This window comes from Flavobacterium commune (genome assembly GCF_001857965.1).
Classification (GTDB): domain Bacteria; phylum Bacteroidota; class Bacteroidia; order Flavobacteriales; family Flavobacteriaceae; genus Flavobacterium; species Flavobacterium commune.
In genome coordinates, this window is sequence record NZ_CP017774.1 from 1,499,699 (window position 1) to 1,521,598 (window position 21,900).

Annotated in this window: 17 protein-coding genes; 7 read left to right on the forward strand and 10 right to left on the reverse strand. The window is 34.2% G+C overall.

The genetic code is table 11. The features are described from left to right. Positions 1 to 546 precede the first annotated feature (546 nt). From BIW12_RS06275 to BIW12_RS06290, 4 genes are all read right to left on the reverse strand, one after another. Complete coding sequence (locus BIW12_RS06275; protein WP_071184314.1) at positions 547 to 1,467, reverse strand: dihydrodipicolinate synthase family protein; 921 nt, start codon at positions 1,465 to 1,467, stop codon at positions 547 to 549. A gap of 30 nt (positions 1,468 to 1,497) precedes the next feature. Next, the gene (locus BIW12_RS06280) at positions 1,498 to 3,054 is read right to left on the reverse strand and encodes a sodium:solute symporter (RefSeq protein ID WP_071184315.1); all 1,557 of its coding nucleotides are present in this window, start codon (positions 3,052 to 3,054) and stop codon (positions 1,498 to 1,500) included. Between the two features lie 570 nt (positions 3,055 to 3,624). Beyond that, positions 3,625 to 6,774, reverse strand: coding sequence for a DEAD/DEAH box helicase (locus BIW12_RS06285; RefSeq protein ID WP_071184316.1), 3,150 nt, complete (start codon positions 6,772 to 6,774; stop codon positions 3,625 to 3,627). Then, the gene (locus tag BIW12_RS06290) at positions 6,771 to 7,157 is read right to left on the reverse strand and encodes a (deoxy)nucleoside triphosphate pyrophosphohydrolase (protein ID WP_071184317.1); all 387 of its coding nucleotides are present in this window, start codon (positions 7,155 to 7,157) and stop codon (positions 6,771 to 6,773) included. Before BIW12_RS06290 ends, BIW12_RS06285 begins: the two co-directional genes overlap by 4 nt. Positions 7,158 to 7,327: 170 nt before the next feature. On the opposite strand from BIW12_RS06290, the gene BIW12_RS06295 reads away from it, so the two are divergent. From BIW12_RS06295 to BIW12_RS06325, 7 genes are all read left to right on the forward strand, one after another. Continuing rightward, complete coding sequence (locus BIW12_RS06295) at positions 7,328 to 8,446, forward strand: PQQ-dependent sugar dehydrogenase (protein WP_071184318.1); 1,119 nt, start codon at positions 7,328 to 7,330, stop codon at positions 8,444 to 8,446. 162 nt (positions 8,447 to 8,608) lie between these two features. Beyond that, positions 8,609 to 9,067 (forward strand): c-type cytochrome, encoded by a 459-nt coding sequence (locus BIW12_RS06300; protein ID WP_071184319.1) that lies wholly within the window; start codon positions 8,609 to 8,611, stop codon positions 9,065 to 9,067. 322 nt (positions 9,068 to 9,389) lie between these two features. Then, positions 9,390 to 10,415, forward strand: coding sequence for a hypothetical protein (locus BIW12_RS06305; protein WP_071184320.1), 1,026 nt, complete (start codon positions 9,390 to 9,392; stop codon positions 10,413 to 10,415). An 18-nt stretch (positions 10,416 to 10,433) separates the two neighbouring features. Further along, complete coding sequence (locus BIW12_RS06310; RefSeq protein ID WP_071184321.1) at positions 10,434 to 11,288, forward strand: polysaccharide deacetylase family protein; 855 nt, start codon at positions 10,434 to 10,436, stop codon at positions 11,286 to 11,288. Between the two features lie 301 nt (positions 11,289 to 11,589). After that, positions 11,590 to 13,026, forward strand: coding sequence for a circularly permuted type 2 ATP-grasp protein (locus BIW12_RS06315; protein WP_071184322.1), 1,437 nt, complete (start codon positions 11,590 to 11,592; stop codon positions 13,024 to 13,026). A 40-nt stretch (positions 13,027 to 13,066) separates the two neighbouring features. Beyond that, a complete protein-coding gene (locus BIW12_RS06320) occupies positions 13,067 to 14,020 on the forward strand; it encodes an alpha-E domain-containing protein (protein WP_083382059.1) in 954 nt (317 codons plus the stop codon). Positions 14,021 to 14,025: 5 nt separating this feature from the next. Beyond that, entirely contained in the window at positions 14,026 to 14,958 is a 933-nt protein-coding gene (locus BIW12_RS06325; RefSeq protein ID WP_071184323.1) for a transglutaminase family protein, read from the forward strand. Positions 14,959 to 15,224: 266 nt separating this feature from the next. Here BIW12_RS06325 and BIW12_RS06330 read toward each other — a convergent pair whose 3' ends face one another. The 6 genes from BIW12_RS06330 to BIW12_RS06355 form a co-directional block, all read right to left on the reverse strand. Next, positions 15,225 to 16,538 (reverse strand): murein hydrolase activator EnvC family protein, encoded by a 1,314-nt coding sequence (locus BIW12_RS06330; RefSeq protein ID WP_071184324.1) that lies wholly within the window; start codon positions 16,536 to 16,538, stop codon positions 15,225 to 15,227. 24 nt (positions 16,539 to 16,562) lie between these two features. Continuing rightward, on the reverse strand, positions 16,563 to 17,339 hold the full coding sequence (locus BIW12_RS06335) for a DUF4292 domain-containing protein (protein ID WP_071184325.1): 777 nt from the start codon (positions 17,337 to 17,339) through the stop codon (positions 16,563 to 16,565). 1 nt (position 17,340) lies between these two features. After that, positions 17,341 to 18,690, reverse strand: coding sequence for a tetratricopeptide repeat protein (locus BIW12_RS06340; RefSeq protein WP_071184326.1), 1,350 nt, complete (start codon positions 18,688 to 18,690; stop codon positions 17,341 to 17,343). A gap of 111 nt (positions 18,691 to 18,801) precedes the next feature. Beyond that, on the reverse strand, positions 18,802 to 19,812 hold the full coding sequence (locus tag BIW12_RS06345) for a sugar phosphate nucleotidyltransferase (RefSeq protein ID WP_071184327.1): 1,011 nt from the start codon (positions 19,810 to 19,812) through the stop codon (positions 18,802 to 18,804). A gap of 111 nt (positions 19,813 to 19,923) precedes the next feature. Further along, on the reverse strand, positions 19,924 to 20,358 hold the full coding sequence (gene dut / locus BIW12_RS06350) for a dUTP diphosphatase (protein WP_071184328.1): 435 nt from the start codon (positions 20,356 to 20,358) through the stop codon (positions 19,924 to 19,926). A gap of 30 nt (positions 20,359 to 20,388) precedes the next feature. Beyond that, positions 20,389 to 21,864 carry a lipopolysaccharide biosynthesis protein gene (locus tag BIW12_RS06355; protein ID WP_071184329.1) on the reverse strand — a complete coding sequence of 492 codons (1,476 nt, stop codon included), beginning with the start codon at positions 21,862 to 21,864 and terminating at the stop codon, positions 20,389 to 20,391. Positions 21,865 to 21,900: the final 36 nt, after the last annotated feature.

The window sequence follows — 21,900 nt, forward strand, 5'->3', positions numbered from 1 at the left end:
TGTGGCTAATTTTTAAACTTAAAGATTGGGGGAAAAATTTGCGACCCGAGCGATAGCGAACAGGCGAAGCAATCTGCGGTAATTTTTAACCACAAAGTGCACGAGGGTTTCGCAAAGTCACGCTAAGAATTTTTCACCATATAAGACATATAAGTTTTGTTATCCTAAAAGTGATAAAAAAGTACAGATAAGCTTATTTTCATATCTGAAAATAAAAGAAATAATTTGCAGTGATTTATTTTATTTCGCAGAGATTCACAAAAAAAACCACAAAGATACGCTAAGTTTATTTCTTTAATTTTTCTAATCTGTGTTCCAAAAAAAATCAGAGATATTTTTAACAACAAGAATATTAGTTTAGATCAATTATTAACCCATCTGCCCGAAAAACTTCTGTTTCAGAAATTGTATAAAGAGCCCAAATTATGGTCAAAAAAAGACTCCTACATCCTTATACAATGCCCAAAAAATGGGAGGAGCGGACATTGTTTAAAAACAATCGAACAGACGACTTAATAATCACTAACACTAACCAAAATATATAAACTAGAATGACAACTCATTCTGGAGAATATCGTACTCTTTTTGCAGTTGATCCACTGCATTTTTTACAATTGGAGTAAAATTACCTACTTCCCTACGCGTGTAATTAGAAATAGACAAACCTCTTTTTTGTAAGGTATACTTAGCCACAATAGGGTACACATCGTGCATAACTCCCATATTAGACTCTAAAAATTGTTGCACTGCTGCTAATTCTTCGGCCTTAGAAGCATCATTGTAATTATCGCAAATCCAAACAATCAGTTCAGGAAAGAAATTCCCCTGAATACAGGACAATCCTGCCGAACCTGCTTTTAAAGATTCGATGGCGTGTACCATATAAGCATCATACAAACCAAAATCAGGATTTTTTACCACACTCAATTTAGCCTTAATCTGATTGATATCTAAACTGGTATCTTTATGATAAATCACTCTTCCTGTATTGACAAAATCTCCTAATTGCTCAGCTGTCAGCACTCTTTTATAAGGCACCGGACATTCGTAGAATCCTGTTGGAACTCCTGGCGTTAAATTCAATAACTGATGTACATTGTCAACAAAAACAGCATCCGAATCGGTTTCTTTAGCCAATAAACCCGAAATTAAAATCACGGCATCAATTCCTGTTCCGTAAATTTTATTGGTAAAATCAGCCTGTTGCTGAATTGTTCCTTCAAAAGTTCCTGTAGCTACCACTGGCACCTGACCAGCCACAACATCTACTACATGTTTTGTTAGTTTAAGACGTTCAGCTTCTGACAATTCAAACATTTCGCTTGACAAACAATTAGCAAATAAACCAGTAACTCCCGACTTTAAATAAAGTTCCGTAAGAGCTGTTAATGTTTTGTAATCAATGCTACCATCATTATTAAACGGCGTTAACATTACCGGAATAAATCCTTTTTTTGAATTGTTCATCGTTATTCTATTTTCTCTTTTTTTATATTATTAAGCTTTTACGCTTCTGAATTTTGCTATAAATGCACCCGTCAAATAGATAGCAAGTGTTCCAATCACTATCACCATATTAGCATGAAGCGGACTTCTTAAAAAACTATATCCATCAGGAATCAAGTACGAAAGTGACAACCAAAGAATCACCATTATCCCTATAACTGTTGCAGCCATAGCCTCTGTATTACCTGATTTTTTACTGATAATTCCCAAAAGGAAAAGCCCCAACATTCCTCCTGCAAAAATCCCTGATAGTTGCCACCAGATATCCAGAATACTCTTCACCCCTATCATCGCGATACCACAGGCCATTCCGCCCAATCCAAACATAACCGTTCCGATATACAGCAAACGCATATTTTGTTTGTCGCTGACTTTCTTTTTCGAATATCGCTTGTAAATATCTTCTGAAAACACCGTTGCCGAAGCATTCATTCCTGAACTGATGGTACTCATTGCCGCCGAAAGTATCGCCGAAACGATTAACCCCAATAAACCGGTAGGAATCATATTGACCATGAAATTAGGCATCACCTTATCTCCATAATCGGATGGTTGTAATGTTTTTGCATAATTGGCTATATCAGTCTGAGAAGCCCCTGCTCCAAAATGTTCTGCAGCTGCCTGTAGTTTAATGGGCTCTATCAATGAAGGAGTCATTTGATAATAAGCAAACAAACAAGAACCTATCACAAAAAACACCAAAGAAACAGGAACAAACATCCAAACACACAACCAAATTGACTTTGAAGCCTCTTTAGCTGAAGACGAGGCATGGTAACGTTGCACATAATTTTGATCCATCCCAAAATTATTCAGGTTGATAAAAAAACCATACAGCAACACCACCCAAAAAGTAGAGCTTGTAAAATCAAACGAAAAACTACCTAAACTAAACTTATCATTTTGCTGCCCAATTTCCATTATTTTAGAAACACCTCCCGGCATTTTTGAAACTATCAAATACAAAATCAATAAAGCACCTCCTGTTTTCAATATAGCCTGAACCACTTCGGTCCAGATTACCGCTTCAATGCCTCCTAAAACCGTATAAATCACAATACAGATTCCGGTAACCAGCATGATGGTTTCCATGCTAAAACCTGTCAGGGCTTGCAACGTAAGGGAAATTCCAAAAAACACCGATCCCATTCGGGTAATTTGCGTTAGCAAAAAGCAAACAACGGCATAGGTTCTGGCCCAGGGACCAAAACGTTTTTCTAAGTTAGTATAAGCCGAAACTTCTCCGGTACTGCGGTAAAATGGCACAAAATATTTAGCCGCTACCCAGGCTGCAAATGGCATCGAAATACTAAAAACAAAAGCATTCCAGTTTCCTCCAAAAGCCTTACCAGGAACTCCCAAAAAAGTATTACTGCTTAAAAATGTGGCATAAATAGACAGTCCTATGGCCCAACCGGGAATTTTACCCGAAGCCTTAGTGTATTGCTCTGCACTCTTATTTTTTCTGGAGAAATAAATTCCCACGCCAACCATAGCAATCAAATAAATCGCAATTATAGCGATATCTAATAATGGTAAATTTTTCATTTATTAAAGATGGGATTTTATATTTAATATCTCAACACAAATAAGCATATCGTACAATGTATTGATGATTTTACAAATGTATCCGAAAACTACAACGATTTCCTATGAAATTTTTTCAAAAGATTATAGGATGTTATCACAATAAAATACCCGTTCTTATTTTACGCTTTTACCGTCCTTAGCTTTCGCAGTCGAGCGTCAAATGTTTAAAGAATGCGTAAAAAGAAAAGCTGTCTGATCCGCCGCGGCGGAGAGTTCTTTTCTTTTAGCATTCGAAAACTAATTTGACCGACGAGGAAGCGTAAGACTTGATTTTTTTGTTTCTTTTTTGATCAAGCAAAAAAGAAAAATATTGCGACAAAAAAACTTTGTAAAGTATCGAGAACTATTTTTATAAGAAGCTACTTCCTGCCCTTCGCTTCACTCTTATTTGGAGTCCCGGATTTTTCTAAGCACCAAAAAGGAGCTTCTTTCAGTCGCTCTTTTAGCACAAGAAAAAATCACAGGCCTCCCGCATAAGGAGTTTCGCTTCGGTCAGGGCTAGAATTCAGAGATAGAATTTTCTTTTAATTAGTCAATTGACATTTTAGCACATTCTTTCCAAAGATAGTTTGGTATCGGTTCATTAAGTTCCCATTTAATACTCATTGGTTTTGAACCTTCATTTTCTTTAAAATTTCCTTCTCCTATAAAAACATACCCCATTGTATTTCCAAACTCATTTTTTGATTTTTCCCTGATAAATAAAAGTATATTTTTTCCCAATTCTTTATGATTTATATAAGTCAAGCCTTTTCCTTTATCATCTCTAGTTTGATTCTGTGACTGCCAATGGAATAACGTTTCACTTATTGCAAAGTCATTGTATAAAGTAGTTGGCGAGTAATCTTCTTCTGATTTAATTAAATCTATAAATAATATTTCTGTATTTAATTCTTTATTTTCTGCTACTCCAACTCCTATAGCATTTGATGATTTTTTTTCAAATGTTGACATTCTGAATGCAACTAAAATTTGATCTCTTGTATATCTAGCATGTAATTTCAAAGGTTGGCTATAAGGCAATTGAATATCTATTTCTTTAAAATCAATTTTGTCGATTAATATTTCTAATACCTCAATAATTTCATCAACCAAAATTTTATTCTTTCCAATAGTTCTAATACTTTCTTCTAACGACTTATAACCACCAGCATTTTGCCAAATGTCATAATGCAACATTAGCAACATCGTTTTTTCATTAATATTAAAATCACTTATATTAATGTCAAATCCTTGTTTAGCTAGTTTAAGAATAAAATTAAAATAACTAGCTGAGTTTGTAGAGAGCCATTTATTACTTATAGCAGAATAAATTTGTTTCTCATTAATGTTATTAAAATCTTCAATTATACCAGCTCTTTGACACAATCTTGACCAAGTTTCTTTTTTCGAATAAATTGTTTCAATTGAAATATGGTTTAACTCTATGAAATTATTTAATGTTAAAGGCAATTTAGTTTGTTCGCTAAAGCCTCTAATTTTATTTATCAATTGAGTCACATTTAGAGATGTTGCTTTTCGGATATTTTCTAAAATTGTTTCTTTTGCCTTTTTCTCTAATACAATAGAACATCCCAATGGTAAATGTGGAAAATCATCTTCTATTTCTTTTTGAACTGAAGTTGTAGTTTTTCCAATTAACGCTCTGAATTTACTTTCAAAATCATATTCAGGTCTTGAATTTCCAACAAAATCCAATACAGTCAAACACTCTTTTCCTTCTAATAAACGTAATCCTCTTCCAAGTTGTTGAAGAAATATTGTTAAGCTTTCTGTAGGTCTTAAAAACAAGACAGTATCAATTTCAGGAATGTCAATTCCTTCATTAAAAATGTCAACAACAAATAAATAATTGATTTTTTTATTTTTAAATTCATTTCTAATAATTTCTCTTTCCTTATTATTATCTGAAGTCAAATACTTTGCATTTAATTTTGCTAGATTAAACTTTTCGGTCATATATTCTGCATGCTTGATTGAAACGCAAAATCCAATTGCACAAACATCATGAATATCATTTGTATACTTATTTAAACTGTTAATTATTTCACCAACTCGTACGTCATTTGTAGTATAGACGTTAGTTAATTCACTTGCTAAATACTTTCCGTTTGCCCAACTTATATTTTTTAAATCTATACTATCAGAAATACCAAAATATTGAAATGGACATAGTAAACCTTTGTTCATTGCTTCAGGCAATCTAATTTCAGCTGCTATTCTATTACAAAAATCTTCTAATATATTCTTATTATCCATTCTTTCAGGTGTAGCGGTCAAACCAAGTAATACTTTTGGTTTAAAATAATCTAGAATAGGACGATAGCTAAACGCTTTCTGATGATGTGCTTCGTCAATAATTATGAAATCATAATAATCTGGTGAAAGTTTTATTCCTTTTAATCTATTTTTTAAAGTCTGAATTGAAGCAAAAACATGTTCATTGTTTGTTGGCTCAATACCATCCACCCATAATTGCCCAAAATCATTATGTTTTAAAACTCCTCTAAACTTTGATAAGGATTGCTCTAAAATCTCTTTCCTATGTGCAATAAAAAGTAATTTTGATGATTTGTTATTACTCTTAAATTTTTTATAATCGAATGCAGAAATTACCGTTTTTCCTGTTCCAGTAGCTGCAACTAAAAGATTTCTATATCTATTATGAACTGTTCTTTCAACTTCTAATTTTTCAAGAATTTCATTTTGATAAGAATAAGGTTTTATGTCAAAATAGGCTGTAGTAAAAGTATTCTCTTTTGAAAAACCCCCTTGTTTTAGGGCATCTACTAATTTTTCAGAGTGAATATTTTGGTCATATAATTCAAAATCTGTATTTTGCCAATACGCTTCAAATGTTTTCTTAAATTTATCAATAATGTGACTAACTTCTTTGGTTGTTACTTTCAAGTTCCACTCTAAACCATCTGTTAATGCTGAACGAGAAAAATTAGACGAACCAATGTAAGCAGTGTGAAAGCCTGTGTTTCTTTCGAATAAATAAGCTTTTGCATGCAATCTTTCATTACCTGTATTATAAGAAACTTTTACCTCTGTGTTTTCTAAAGAAGCCAAAAACTCAACTGCTTTGGAATCTGTGGCTCCAATATATGTAGTTGTAATTACTCTTAATTTCCCACCTCTTTCTGTAAATTCTCGAAGCTCACGTTCGAGAATTCGAATTCCTTTCCATTTAATGAAAGAAACCAATAAATCAATTCTATCTGATGACAATATTTCTTTTCTTAATTCACTTTCTAAAGTTGTTCCTGAATTTCCGCCAGTAAAAAGTTCACTATGAATTAATCTTGTATAAGGAGTAATCTCACTTAAATGCAAATCTAAATCTGTAAAATGAGAATCAACTTTACTAAAGACGGCTTTTAAAATTTTTCCCTCTGTTTCAATTAAATCATCCTCAAATTCTTCTTTTTTAAGTTCTTCTTTTAGAAATAAAATGATTTTATTTGAAATTTCGATTTGTGTTTCAATAGCATCTTCTCCTTTAATTAAAGTGAAAGCATGCTTAATAGTTTTACCAATATGCTGCGATAACAATTGAGAGGCTTCTGCTTTATCTATTGTAGTTTTCTTTACTTGAAACTTATCTTTATCAAGCTCATTTATTTTATAACTTATTAGCTTAGTAACTAATTCTTCATACAAGCCTTGATTCATAATTCAAGTTTTAAAAATTCCTCAACAATTGGCAAATCTGCTTCTGCCCAATCTAAATTCAATAATTCAGATTTATCTAACAATTTATAATCTGTATGTTCACTCAAAACAATGTCTCCTGAAATATAATTTGCTAAAAAAGGGATAAGCTTTATTTTAAAAATTCCATAATCATAAATACTATTTGAAAGTCTTTTCAAAACATCAATTTCAATATTTATTTCTTCTTTAATTTCTCTTTTAATACATTCAATTTCATTTTCATCCTCTTCAACTTTTCCTCCTGGAAACTCCCATTTTAAAGGCAATTTCATTTTTTCACTGCGTTGAGTTACTAATATTTTAGATTCAAAAAATATTATCGCACATGTAACATTAATCATAGTTCATTTTTTTTATAAACTTAAAATTTAATTTTAAAATAAACGATTACTTGTTGAAAGTAAATTATTATTTATTTTAATTATAATTCGAAAAAACGTTATCAAAATCCTGAAACACTCTTATCCAACTTTTTCACTACCTTTAAAGTCCGAGTTTAACCCATAAAACTATGAAGACTTTATCCTTATTATTTTTTTCCTTTTTCATTTTCAACTGTGAGGCGCAGTTAAAAACGAACGATGCTATTCCGCTACAGGAAGATGCAAAAAATTACAGCTTAGAAACGGTGGCTGATGGTATTAATAACCCATGGGGAATGGCTTTTCTTCCCGATGGATCGATGTTAGTGACCGAAAAATCAGGAACTTTATACCATATTACAAAAGGCACAAAAACCGAGGTTAAAAATGTTCCTGCTGTGTACAACCGTGGTCAGGGCGGTTTGATGGATATTGTTTTACATCCAAATTACAGTACTAATGGCTGGATTTACATTACTTATGCTTCTACCGAGGGCGAAGGTGAAGGCGGCAATACCCAACTCATCAGAGCCAAACTGGAAAACGAAAGCTTAACCCAAATCCAATCTTTATACAAATGCGGGCCTAATACTACCAGAGGACAGCATTTTGGTTCGCGAATTGTTTTTGACAACGAAGGTTATTTGTATTTTTCGGCAGGAGAACGCGGCAATCATTTTGTGAATCCGCAGGACATCAGCCGTGACAACGGAAAAATCTACCGCCTCAATGACGACGGCAGTATTCCAAAAGACAATCCGTTTGTGGGACAAGCCAATGCCAAAGAAGCAATTTACTCTTATGGACACCGCAATCCACAGGGATTAGTAAAAAATCCTGTTACCGGGAAAATCTGGGAACACGAACACGGCCCACAAGGCGGAGACGAAATCAACATTATCAAAAAAGGGGCTAATTACGGCTGGCCGGTAGTCACTTACGGAATTGATTACAACAACAGCATTATTAGTAATGAACAACAAAAACCGGGCATTGAAAATCCTATCTATTATTGGGTTCCATCCATTGCACCAAGCGGAATGACTTTTGTAAGCGGTGATAAATACCCGGACTGGAAAGGACATTTATTAGTAGGTTCGCTTAAATTTCAATATTTGGAATTGGTAAAATTAGACGGTGATAAAATCATTGGCCGACAAAAAATCGCAACTGACATTGGTCGTTTGCGCAATGTAACCCAAGGTCCTGATGGATTTATTTACATGGGCGTAGAAGGAAAAGGAATTCTAAAAATTATACCAAACTAAATTACCGCAGATTAGAGTTTCTCAACTATTTAAAAAATTACCTCAGATTCGCAGATTATCATAAAAAATATGCAATCCAAGCGATAGCGAACAGGCGAAGCAATCTGCGGTGAAAAGACTGAAACAGTGGTGCTTCAATAAATTAAACTTAATAAAATTAAAATGCTATTTACTAAAATAAATATTGGCTTAAGCCTGTTACTCTTAGGTGGTTTGTATTTTTCAAATCCAACAATTTTAACCGACTCCACAAAAGAGTATTTATCTATAAAACAACAACAGCAAACGCCTTTGCAAAAAAGCATGGCTCGTGGCAAAGATGTCTATACCGATTTTTGTATCCAATGCCATTTAGCAACCGGAAAAGGAAACGGAACCACTTTTCCGCCACTGGATGGCTCTGACTGGTTGAAAAAGAAAAGAACCGAAAGCATTCATGCCATAAAATACGGTCAGAAAGGCGAAATTGTGGTAAACGGAAAAAAATACAATGGCATCATGCCGCCAATGGGTTTAAGCGATGAAGAAGTAGCCGATGTGATGAATTATGTTTCTAATTCCTGGACTAATAAAAGCAAAAAAATGGTTACTAATAAAGAAGTTGCTTTAGTAAAACCTTAATTTTCTAATATGACTGTCCGCTTAGCGGACTAAATAAAAAACAGCCACGAATTCCACGAAATAACACAAATTGGAATGTCATCATATTCCACGAATCTGCCAAAGACAAATAAAAAATTGGTGTAATTTATTTTAAAACCAGTAATATTTGTGCTAATTCGTGGAACCTGCCTGTCGGCAGACAGGTTCGTGGCAAAAATAAAACTCGTGCGTTTGCCTAGTGATTGGTATAAGAAACGGATAATCATATTTTCTAATGCTGAATTTTAGTTAAAAACCTCCAAATAGTATTTCTTTTTTATCTGCCTCAAATGCCTTTTTTATGAAAAAATATGCCTTAGCAATCTTAGTGAGTTCTTTTGTATTTTCTCTTTTTAGTAATTGCAACAAAAGTAAATCCGATACCGAAGAAAGTAGTATAAAAGACAGTATTGCTGTAAAAACTTCGCCCGAAAAAAAGCCGATTACTGCAATTGACACCGTTGATTACAACCAAAGAATGATTGCTTTGGCTAACAAAGACACTACCGGAATGTGGCCTGTTAAAGCACCGTATCCTTTGCCAGGAGCTTTGTTGCCTTATAACCGAATTATTGCTTTTTACGGAAATTTGTATTCGAAAAGAATGGGGGTTTTGGGCGAATACCCAAAAGACGAAATGATAGCAAAACTACAGGGAGAAGTAGCCAAATGGCAGGCTGTCGATTCCAGTGTAACCACCATTCCTGCCTTTCATTATATTGCCGTTTCGGCTCAAAGTCAGCCGGGAAAAGCCAACAGATACAATATGCGAATGCCTTTTAAACAAATCGATACGCTTTTAAGCTGGGCAAAACCTATAAATGCTTTGGTTTTTTTAGATATTCAGGTGGGACACAGCACGGTTAAGGAAGAAGTAAGCCAACTTGAAGAATATCTGGCTTTACCAAATGTTCATTTAGGAATTGATCCTGAGTTTTCAATGAAAAGTGGTCATGTTCCCGGCAAAAAAATTGGAACCATGTCTGCCGATGATATCAATGATGCCATTGATATTTTGGCCCGAATTGTTCGCGAAAAGAAATTGACACCAAAAATATTAGTGGTACATCGGTTTACCCAGGGTATGGTGACTAATTACAAAGCCATCAAGACTGTTCCCGAAGTTCAGATTGTGATGCACATGGACGGTTTTGGTAGTCAGGTTTTAAAGCGTTCTACTTATTTGAGATACATTTACAGAGAACCGGTTCAGTTTACTGGTTTTAAATTATTCTACAAAAATGACAATTGGAACGACTGGAAAATATACACTCCGGAACAATTATTAGAATTTTCGCCCAAACCAAGTTACATTCAGTTTCAATAATTGTAAGCCTATTCCAAAATGAAAAAATTGATATTCTTAAGTACAATTGGTCTTTTTTTGATGTTCAGTTGCCAACAAAAAACAACTGCTCCCGTTGAAACCAAAACTGCTGTTCCGGATACTAAAGCAACTCCAAAAGAGGAAGAAAAATTAGTAATGAACAATGCTGCGGCTATATTGGCTAGAAAAGAAGTACCTATTTTATGCTATCATAATATCAAAGATTTTACGGATTCTGCTGGTGAAATGACTAAAACCTATACGGTAAAACCGGCCAACTTTGCCGAGCAAATGAAAGCCTTGGCCAATGCCGGTTACCACAGCATTTTACCCAATCAATTGTATGATTATTTGGTCTATAACAAGCCATTGCCTGAAAAACCAGTCATGATTACCTTTGACGATACCCGAGGCGAGCAATACAGCATTGGCGCAGCCGAAATGAAAAAATACAATTTCAAAGGCGTTTTCTTTGTGATGACCGTTTCCATCAACCGACCGAATTATTTAAACAAAGAAGATATTAAAGAACTCTCTGATTCCGGAAATTGTATTGCGGCTCATACCTGGGATCATCACATGGTAACTAAATATGCCGGCGACGACTGGAACACCCAATTAGTAAAACCAAAAGCCAAACTGGAGGAAATCATTGGAAAACCGATAACTAATTTTGCTTATCCTTTTGGATTATGGAACGCAGCAGCCATTCCTGAAATTAAAAAAAGCGGTTATAAAATGGCTTATATTCTTTCGACTAAAAGAGATTCGATTGATCCTTTATTCACCATCCGACGCATGATTGTGTCCGGAAACTGGTCCACTGACCGCATGATGAAATCCATGGAAACTACTTTTGCAAATAAAAAATAGCTTTTTGTTTAGCTAAAAAATCTTTCTTAATCAGATTTCTTTTTACTCTTTTTCCAAACTCCTTGTTTCTAATGGAGTTGCATTGCTGTTCCATTATTTTTGGTTATTGAAAAATTCCGAAAAAAAAGAATTTAAAAACACTAATTCTCAAAAAACAGATAGTCAAAAAAAGAATGCTGTATTAATTACACTATTCGCAACAAATTTTCAAATACTTATCAATAAAATTGTTAAATTAGCCTAAAGACTGATGTTTTTATAATCAAAATTGGTTTTTATTAATTTTTCAATAATTTATAGAATGGTAAATTTAACACCAAATTTAAGTCCAAGAGGATGGGATGAAATGTTTTCCAGGGATGGAGTAAGAGACGCTTACAAACAAGTATTACAAACATTAGAGAGTTTAAATATTGATAAGCTGAATGTGAAACAGAAACAGGCTTCGGATATTTTTATGAACCAGGGGATTACTTTTACGGTTTACAGCGATGACAACCAGGGAATCGAAAGAATATTTCCTTTTGATATTATTCCCAGAATAATTACCAAAAACGAATGGCTGGAAGTGGAAACCGGAATTAGTCAGCGCTTAAAAGCCTTAAACCTTTTTCTGGAAGACATTTACAACGAGCAATTAATTATCAAAGAAGGTATTATACCGGCTTCCTTAATTGCTTCCTGTCCGCATTATATTCCGGAAGTTCATGGAATCAAAGTACCGCACAACATTCATGTGCACATTGCCGGAATTGATTTAATCAGAGGCGAAAAAGGGGAATTCTATGTTCTGGAAGACAACCTAAGGTGTCCCAGTGGAGTGAGCTATATGCTGGAAAACAGGGAAATTACCAAAAGGATTTTCCCGGAAATGTTTCGCGCCAACAATGTAAGCATGGTGGCCAATTATCCTATGATTTTCCATAACATTTTAATTTCGCTTTCGCCAAGGAACATCTCTAATCCCAATGTAGTTTTATTGACTCCGGGAGTTTATAATTCGGCTTATTACGAGCATACTTTTTTAGCAAGGCAAATGGGAATTCCGCTGGTAGAAGGTCGTGATCTTGTGGTGAACAATCACAAAGTGTATATGAAAACCACCTCGGGCTTGCAACAGGTAGATGTTATTTATAGACGATTGGACGACGAATATTTAGATCCATTGGTATTCAAACCCGATAGTACACTGGGCGTTCCCGGATTGATAAGTGCTTATAAAATGGGGAATGTTGCTCTTGTAAACGCAGTAGGAAATGGTGTTGCCGATGACAAAGCCATTTATGCTTATGTGCCACAAATGATTCAATATTATCTCAACGAAGAACCTATTTTAAAGAACGTTCCAACCTACCAAATGGAAAATCCGGAAGAAAGAGAATTAGTCTTTGCCGACATGGAAAACATGGTGATTAAGGAAACCAACCAAAGTGGCGGTTACGGAATGGTGATGGGAAATAAAGCAACCGAAGAAGAACTGGAAGCAGCCAAAGTGGCAATTTTAAATAATCCGCGCAATTTTATTGCCCAACCTATCATTCAGTTGAGTACCGTTCCCTGCTACATTGATGGCGAGCTAAAACTACGCCATGTTGATTTGCGCCCTTATGCTTTATGTGGCCCTAACGGAGTTCAAATAGTTCCCGGCGGACTCACCCGGGTGGCACTAACCGAAGGTTCCTTAGTGGTGAATTCCTCCCAAGGCGGCGGAAGTAAGGATACCTGGATTATGAAATAAATGCACACAAATTGTTTTTTAAACTTTTAAAGAAATAACTATGGAAGTAAATATGCTGAGTCGTGTAGCCGACGGAATGTTTTGGCTTAACCGATATATGGAACGAACCGATGGGATGTTACTTACCCTAAACACGCTGTACATCATGTCTTTTGACCAGGAGACTAATGATTACCAAGGATACAAACCCTTATTAAAATACTATACCGATTTGCCTCCTGAATACATTGCCGAATTTCAGCATGACACTAATTTTGTGTTGAAATATGTCATTTGCGACAGCAAAAATCTCAATTCGGTTCGAAATTTAATTACCAAAGCCAGAGAAAATGCCCGAGGTTCTCAGGATAAAATTACCAAGGAACTTTGGGAACACATCAATTCGATGTACCATTACATCAATGCTGCCGATTTACCTAAAAGGCTGGAAACACCTGAAGCTATTAGTATTTTGGCCAAACTAAATAAAGATTTTTTGCTTTACAATGGAATCTTTCATGTGACCATGCCCAGAGGTTTAGGCTGGTGTTTTTCAAGCATTGGTAAACATATCGAAAGATGTTTGCAAACCATTTCGATGACCCAATCGTACTATGCTCCCATTGAATACAATCTGGAAGGAAAAGAAGATTTATTGTATTGGCGAAAATTATTATTGTCTTTATCGGGTTACGAATTGTATTTAAAAAGTTATAGCAATATTCCGCACAATCGAAAGGTAATCCAACATGTGATTTTCAATCCTGATTTTGCTCATTCGGTGATATTTACTTTGGGACTAATCGAAACTTATTTAGACTGTGTTTTTAAAAATAATAATCTCATGGAAGCCCGCAAAATGCGCAATCAGTTTGGACGATTAAAAAGTTATGTCGAATACACCGATTACCATCATCTTAGTAACTATCAATTAGAGGAGGTATTAAAAAACACCAAAGATCAACTGAATGAATTTTCGATGGATTTCTCTAAATTATTCTTTTCATACACATAAACACAATGGCAGTTTTCAATATTATACATATTACAAAATACCAATACAACTTACCCATCAAAGAAAGTATTAACGAAATTCGTTTGTTTCCGCACAACTTTGAAAATCAGGATGTATTGCAATACCAACTTTCGATTACACAAAATCCTAATGTGGCTATAAGCAACGATTATCATGGCAACAGGGTTGGGAATTTCAATACACTGGAATCGCATACCGAAATGACGATTGAATCAAGAATGCTGGTGCGTGTGAATCATTCGCTTAAAATACCCGAAATAGACCATACTAAGGTTTCCGATTTGAATTTGCACAACGATATTTATTTGTTGCGTCTTTGCTATCCTGAAACCATTGCAAAACAAGACGAAATTGATGCAATTTTAAAAGAAATTGATTGCTCCGATAAATCAATCATCGAAATTGCCTATGAGTGCAGTAAATACATTTATAACCATTTTGCCTATACCAAAGGAATCACCAATATCGAGACTACCGTTGATGAAATCTTAGGACATCGAAAAGGCGTTTGTCAGGATTTTGCCAACGTATTACTGCAATTGTTACGAACTGCCGGTATTCCTTCCCGATATGTAAGTGGCTACATTTGTCCTAACGAAAGCGGACTTAGAGGAGAAGGTGCCACACACGCCTGGGTCGAAATTTATACACCTAAACAAGGCTGGCTGGGTATTGATCCTACTAATAATATTTGGACTATGGACAACCATGTCAAACTTGCTGTAGGACATAATTTTATAGATTGTACGCCGGTAAAAGGAACTTTTAAAGGAGTTTCTAAACAAACCCTTTCTGTTTGTGTTTCTATTGGTTATGAAGACGGCAGACATTTTGAAGAAATCAACGATGTAGAATTACAAAAAAACTCTGTTGAATACCAACAACAATTGGATTATGCCGAACAACAGCAGCAGTAATTTTTAAAAAAACTCCATTTCTAAACACAAAAAAAAGCGAATCAAATTTCTGACTCGCTTTTTGCTTTTTATGACTGTCCGCTAAGCGGACCAAATGAAAAATAGGTCACAGATTATACTGATTGAACAGATAAAAACGGATTTTTTAAGCTTTTTGTGTAAATTACAATCAGTGAAAATCTTTTAAAATCAGTTTTATCCGTGTGCCATTCTCAATAATTGGTATAAGAAACGGAAGTCATATTGCTTTTTATAGAAAACCTGAATTAGTTTGCCAGCCAGCTTTGTGGATTATTATAAGTTGTATTTTGCAACAGCAAAAATTTAATTACTGTTTTACCCGTATCGCCATTGGTACGTATTCTTCCTAAATTTTGTTTAATACTCACCTTATCCCCTTTACTTACTGAAACTGAACTTAGATTTTGATAAATAGTAAAATAATCTCCATGCTGAATCATAACCGCTTTATTTACCGGAGATAAAACCATCACACTAGCAACTTCCCCGCCAAAAACAGCTCTGGCATTGGCTCCTTCATTTGTTGTAATTTCCAGACCACTATTATGCACCACTAGCGTATTGTAAATAGGATGCGGCTGATCGCCATAGCCTAAGGAAATAAATCCTTTTTCTACTGGCCAAGGGAGATTACCACGATTTGCTCTGAAATTGTCGGCAACTAATTTGTCACTTGGAGTCATTTCAATTCTTGAAGAAGAAACTGAAGCTCTGGAAACGGTTTCTTTTACCTCTTTCACCTCTTTTGTAGCTGAAGATTTGGAAGAAGACTTTGATCTTTCAGCTGCAGCTAATGCTGCGGCTTTAGCACGCTCAGCAGCTGCTTTTCTATTCGCTTCGGCAATGGCTTCACGAATTAAACGGTTAATCTGAGCATCGATAGTTCTGGATTCTCTTTGTTTTTTTCTAATTTCAGAAACAATCCTGTTTTTATCTTTTTTAATCGAATTGACTAATTTCTCCTGCTCTTGTTTTTCTTTGACAAGGGCTTCCCTTTCCTTTTGATTTTCGGCAAGCAATTTTTGTTTAGCAATTTTTTGAAGCTTTAATTTTTCGTTATAACTAATTAATTCGGTCGATTTAGCGTTAATTTCCACTCCCTGGGATTTTCTAAAACTGGTATATTGCTTTAAATATTGTACCCTTTTATAAGCTTGTAAAAAATTCTCTGACGAAAGTATAAACATCGCTCTGCTTTGCTCTGAACGACTTTTGTATGAATTTACAATTTTCTTAGCATAATCTTCTTTTAAAACTTTCAATTCTCTATTGAGCTTGTTTATTTTAAGCTGATTACGATACATATCATCGCCTAAAAGTCGGGTTTGCTTTTCGGTGGTATGAATCAGATTTTCTTTCAGTCTAATCTTGTTCTTTTGAATCAAAAAAACATTCATAGCTGATTTTTCCTTTGACTTGACACTTTTCAGCATCTTTTCATTCTCTCTAATCTCTTTTTGAATTTGAGCTTTGCGTTGTTCTAATTTTTCTTGCTGGGACTGACTCCACATAGTAGAGGTCAAACACAGAAATAACAGACTAAGGAGATATTTTGGCATCTTAAAAAATATTTTTTTGCAAATTTACTTAATTATTATTCTTTTATAACCATCAGGAATGCTATATGGGAAAGAAAGTTCTTCGTTAAAGGAAACCGAATTGTAATTCAAATTGATTTCAGATTTTCCTTTAGGCTGAGCCGTTTTAATTTCAACCGATGATGGTAAATTAGCTTCTTTATGAGCTACTCTTTCCGGGTAAGCAATTTGAATGCTTCTGTTTTCAGCTTCCTGTACTACTTCTTGTTTGTTAACACTAAAATCAGTTGGGTTAAAATAATAACTTTTTTTAGTATTTCCATTATTCGAATCGTCTAATCGATAGAGATTGTCTAACAGAATTTTAGTGTATTTTCCTTTGTTCAAATCGTCCAAAGCCTCTCCTGTTAACATGTTTTGAATTTTATTGTAATCCAAATCGGTTCCTAACCACTGACTTAATGCACTGAAATCGCCATCAAAATAAGTGCCTTTAATTTTTTCGTAATAACTCACCGATGTAGGTGTTATCGAAGCTTTTGCCATGGTAATACCTATAAAACGAATGCTTACTAAAATTTGCTGGTCTTTCTTAATTTTAATTTCTGCAGTTACATTTTGGGCTTGTTTATCATCGGCATAACGGGCATTGGCTTTGATATATAATGTAGAAAAATCACTTTTATTGCTGTAATGATTGTCAATTATTTTAGTTGCCTTCATCTCGTCAACCGGTTCGGTAACTGTTGTTGATGTTACAACTGCTTTTGGTTTACAGGAAACCATAAAAACAATTGCTACTATTGCTAAATACTTCTTCATTTTATTTTTGCTTTTTTAATAGTTCGTTTGCTTTCGAAAAATAGAACTCTTTTTTATTATTATCTCCTAAACCATTATAGGCTTCTCCTAACTGAATATTATAACCTATTTCTAATGATACATCTTCCACTACATAATCCATGCCCATTTCTAATATTTCCTTCGCTTTTTTAAACTCTCGCAACTGATTGTAAGCTAATCCTGCAAAATAATAAAATTGAGGCTGAACCGGATACAATTCAATCATTTCGTTAGCAATTGGAGCAATTTTATCAAATTGCTCCAATTGCGAATATACATCTATCAAAAGCAAACTAATTTCTACGTCGGCTTCTCCTGTTTTTTTGAGTGCCATGAGATAATACTTTATTGCCTTATCCCATTGCTTTTTGTTGTGGTAATATTTACCAACTTCCTTAGCAACATTAACATTTTTATCCTCATCAAAATAAGCAATTGCCTTATCTAAATCAGTCTCTAACTGCGGATTAGTATTGACATAAATTAAAAATTCATTAAAAATACGATGTTTTATTTTGCTGTCTATTTTTGTACTTGCCAGCACCGTATTCATGGCTTTTATTGCTTTTTGACTTTCTTTGTTAACTAAATAATCTTTAAATAAACTCACCTGAGCCCATTCAGAATTAGGAATTTCTTTTTCTAACTTTCGAACCGTTTCGAGTACTTTTTCTAAATTATCTTTCTTGGAATACAAATAAATCAACGAAATATAATTAGACTCTTCCTTAGGATATTGATTAATTTGATTTATCAAATTAGTTATTTCAGCGTCCTGATAAGTTCCTTGGGACAAAATCTGAAGCTTGTAATTTTCTCTCCTTTCTGATTTGCCCACAGTTTCATTCAATTCATTGATAAGTAATAAAGCTTTATCAAATTCAGCTGTATTCATATACAAGGAAGTCAAATCTTCTTTGAACTTGGGATCAAACGGAATGAGTTTGTTAATTACCTTAATTGCATCGATATAATCCTTGGTTTCATAATCCACATCATACATACCAATTAAAAACCATTTGTTTTTGGGGTCTATCGAATTGGCTTTTTCGAATGAAGAATAGGCATTTTTATACTCTTTTAAAGCCAGATAATTTTTGCCTAATTCGTGGTAAATCGTGGCATTATTGGAATCCAATTTCAGGCAACGTTCTAAAGCGGTTATGGCTTTATCGTGATTTTCAATTGCCTTTTGCTTTAAAGCTTCAAAAAAATATTCTTTAAATTTATTGTCTTCGAGTTTAATTTCTTCAGGTTCCGTTTGCCCCCATAACAAAGCCGAATTGCATAGCAAAACCAACATTATCAGTAAAGAAATTACCTTTTTCATTTTTACCAATTAAATTTCAAAAGCACTTTATTATTTTACCATTAAGGAATTTAAGCCATTAAGCTTAATCAACTTAATTTTCTTAATGGTAAATTTTTATAGTTATTGTCATTATTCTAAAACCGAATAATCCCCAATACTTATACTTGTAAAATTACCATCAAAACTAGCGTGATTTCCTATCATGGCGTTGTCTAAATTAGCATTTTTAATATGCGCATGAGTTTGTACCAAACTGTTTTTGATGCTGCTATCCACTACATGGCATCCGTTTCCAAGGGAAACATTTGGACCAACAGTAGCATTAATTAAAACCACATCATCACCTATAAAACAAGGCTCAATAATAGTCGAATTTTCAATTTTTACTTTTGGCGAAACCAAACTTTCTTTATCTTCTGCTAAGAAAGCAAGCATCCTCGAATTGGTTTCAACAGTTACATTTTTGTTTCCGCAATCCATCCAGGCACTTACTTCACCTGTTTTAAATACTTTTCCGTTGGCCATCATGTTTTTGATACCATCGTTAATTTGGTATTCGCCACCATTTTGGATGTTATTGTCTAAAACATTTTGCAATTCTTGTTTTAAAACAGCAATATCTTTGAAATAATAAATTCCAATAACAGCCAAATCACTCACAAATTCCTTTGGTTTTTCTACCAATTCGATGATTTCATTTTTATCGTTTAGTTTAACTACACCAAAAGCTTCCGGATTTTCAATTTGTTTTACCCAAATCACCGCATCAGCAGCAGGATCCAATTCAAAATCAGCTCTAATCAAAGTATCGGCATAAGCAATTACCGCCGGACCAGAAAGTGATTCCTTGGCACACATAATCGCATGACCTGTTCCCAAAGCTTCATTTTGATAATAAATAGTTCCTCTTGCACCTAGTTTTTCGGCAATAGCAATTAAATCCTGCTCTACTTTTTCGCCAAAACTTTCGTGAATAATAAAAGCAACTTCTTCAATATCCTGATTCAAAACACCGGCAATATCTTCTACTAATCTATGAACGATAGGTTTTCCGGCAACTGGAATTAAAGGTTTAGGAATGGTTAATGTATGTGGGCGTAGGCGAGAACCTCTACCAGCCATTGGGACGATTATTTTCATTGTTCTTAAGTTTGAATGAAAATTTCAATCCAAATGTATGGCACAAATGGAACCGAAAATTTCACTATTGTTGGTTATTTACTTTATTTTTTAAATCAGAATTGTATGCTCCTATTTTACGCCTGTACTCCCAAAACCTCCTGCTCCTCTAGACGTTTCAGTCAATTCAATGACTTCTTCCCATTCGGCACGTTCGTGTTTGGCTATGATGAGTTGAGCAATGCGCTCTCCATTTTGAATTTCAAAAGCCTGATTGGATAAATTAACTAAAATTACTCCAATTTCTCCACGGTAATCTGCATCAACGGTTCCGGGACTGTTCAATACGGTAATTCCATTTTTAAATGCCAATCCGCTTCTTGGTCGCACCTGCGCTTCGTAACCTATCGGCAATTCGATAAAAAGACCTGTTTTAACGATGGTTCTTTCTAAAGGTTGTAGCATTATCGATTCGGTTAAATTAGCTCTTAAATCCATTCCTGCCGAAGCTATAGTTTCATAACCAGGCAAGGCATGTTGTGATTTATTGATAATATTTATTTTCATTTTTTTATTTTATATAGAAATAAGTGGCACTTATTTTTTCTGATTACTTTTTCGATTCATAATACTCATCAACGTTTCTTTTTCATTGTGGTAAATGAAATAGAGAAACAAAAGCAGTAACGCAATTCCAACAAAATAATTTTCTCTGAAACCATAAAATGAAACTACTGAGAAAATTACAGACAAACCAAGATAGCCTCCTATTTTGTTAAAATCATAAGGAATAGGATAATATTTATTTCCAAGATAATACGAAATCAACATCATACTTCCATAGGCAGCCAATGTTGCAATAGCTGAACCGGTATAACTCATGGACGGAATTAACAGGAAATTCAGAACCAAAGTAATGATAGCTCCCACAATAGAAATATAAGCACCAATATAAGTCTTATCAATCAATTTGTACCAAACTGAAAGGTTCGTGTAAATTCCCAAACAAAAATTAGCCAGAATAATCAACGGCACCACCTTCATTGCTACCCAATAGGATTCGTCACGAATCATTATAAACTTGAATAAATCGGCAAAAACAATCACACTTAACATAATAAACGAACCGAATATGACAAAATATTTGGTTACCATTGCATAAGTTTGTGGTGCGTTTTCGTCTTTAGCATGACTAAAAAAGAAAGGTTCAATACCAAGTGTATAAGCCGTTCGATACAAAACCATGAACAAACCTAACTTATAACAAGCCGAATAAACTCCTACTTCATCTTCAGCAATATTGCGGGGTAATAATCGGTCTAAAAGAATTTTGTCAAATTGTTCGTTGATGGCAAAAGCAATTCCGGCAACCAAAATGGGTAACCCATAAACCATCATTTTTTTCCACAAACTAAAATTGAACTTCCATTTTAGAAAAACATAATCAGGAGACAAAACCACAAAAGTCAATAAACTGGCAATTATATTTGCCAAAAAGATATAGCCTACCTGAAAATTTTCTATATAAAACGAACTGATTAAACCCGTAGGATTTAATTCTGCCATTTTAGGTAAATAAATCAAAAACAAAATGCTCAATAATAAATTCACTAACACATTTCCAATTTTGATAATGGCATACATCATCGGTCTTTGAAAAGCTCGTAGTTTTGAAAAAGGAATAATAACCAGAGCATCCAATGTCAAAATCCAAATGGTATAGGTAATGTATTGGGAATCGATTCCGGACCAATCGGCTAAGGTAGTTCGGAATAAAAGTGCAACAAATAAAAACACTATGGTAGTCCAAAAAATAGAAACCATTGAAGTTTCGACCACTATTTTTTTATCTTCTTCTTTATTGTAGAATCTAAAAAAAGCCGTTTCCATTCCGTAAGCCAGAATCACATTAAAAAAAATCATCCAGGCAAATATAATAGTCACTTTTCCGTACTCTGCTTTGGGAAGCAAATCGGTATAAAGTGGCACCAGCAGAAAACTAAACATTCTAGGCAAAACTGTAGCTAGTCCGTAAATGGCTGTTTGTTTGAAAAGATTTTTATATAAACCCAAAATGATATGTCTTAATACTTTTTAGAAAACAAAAAT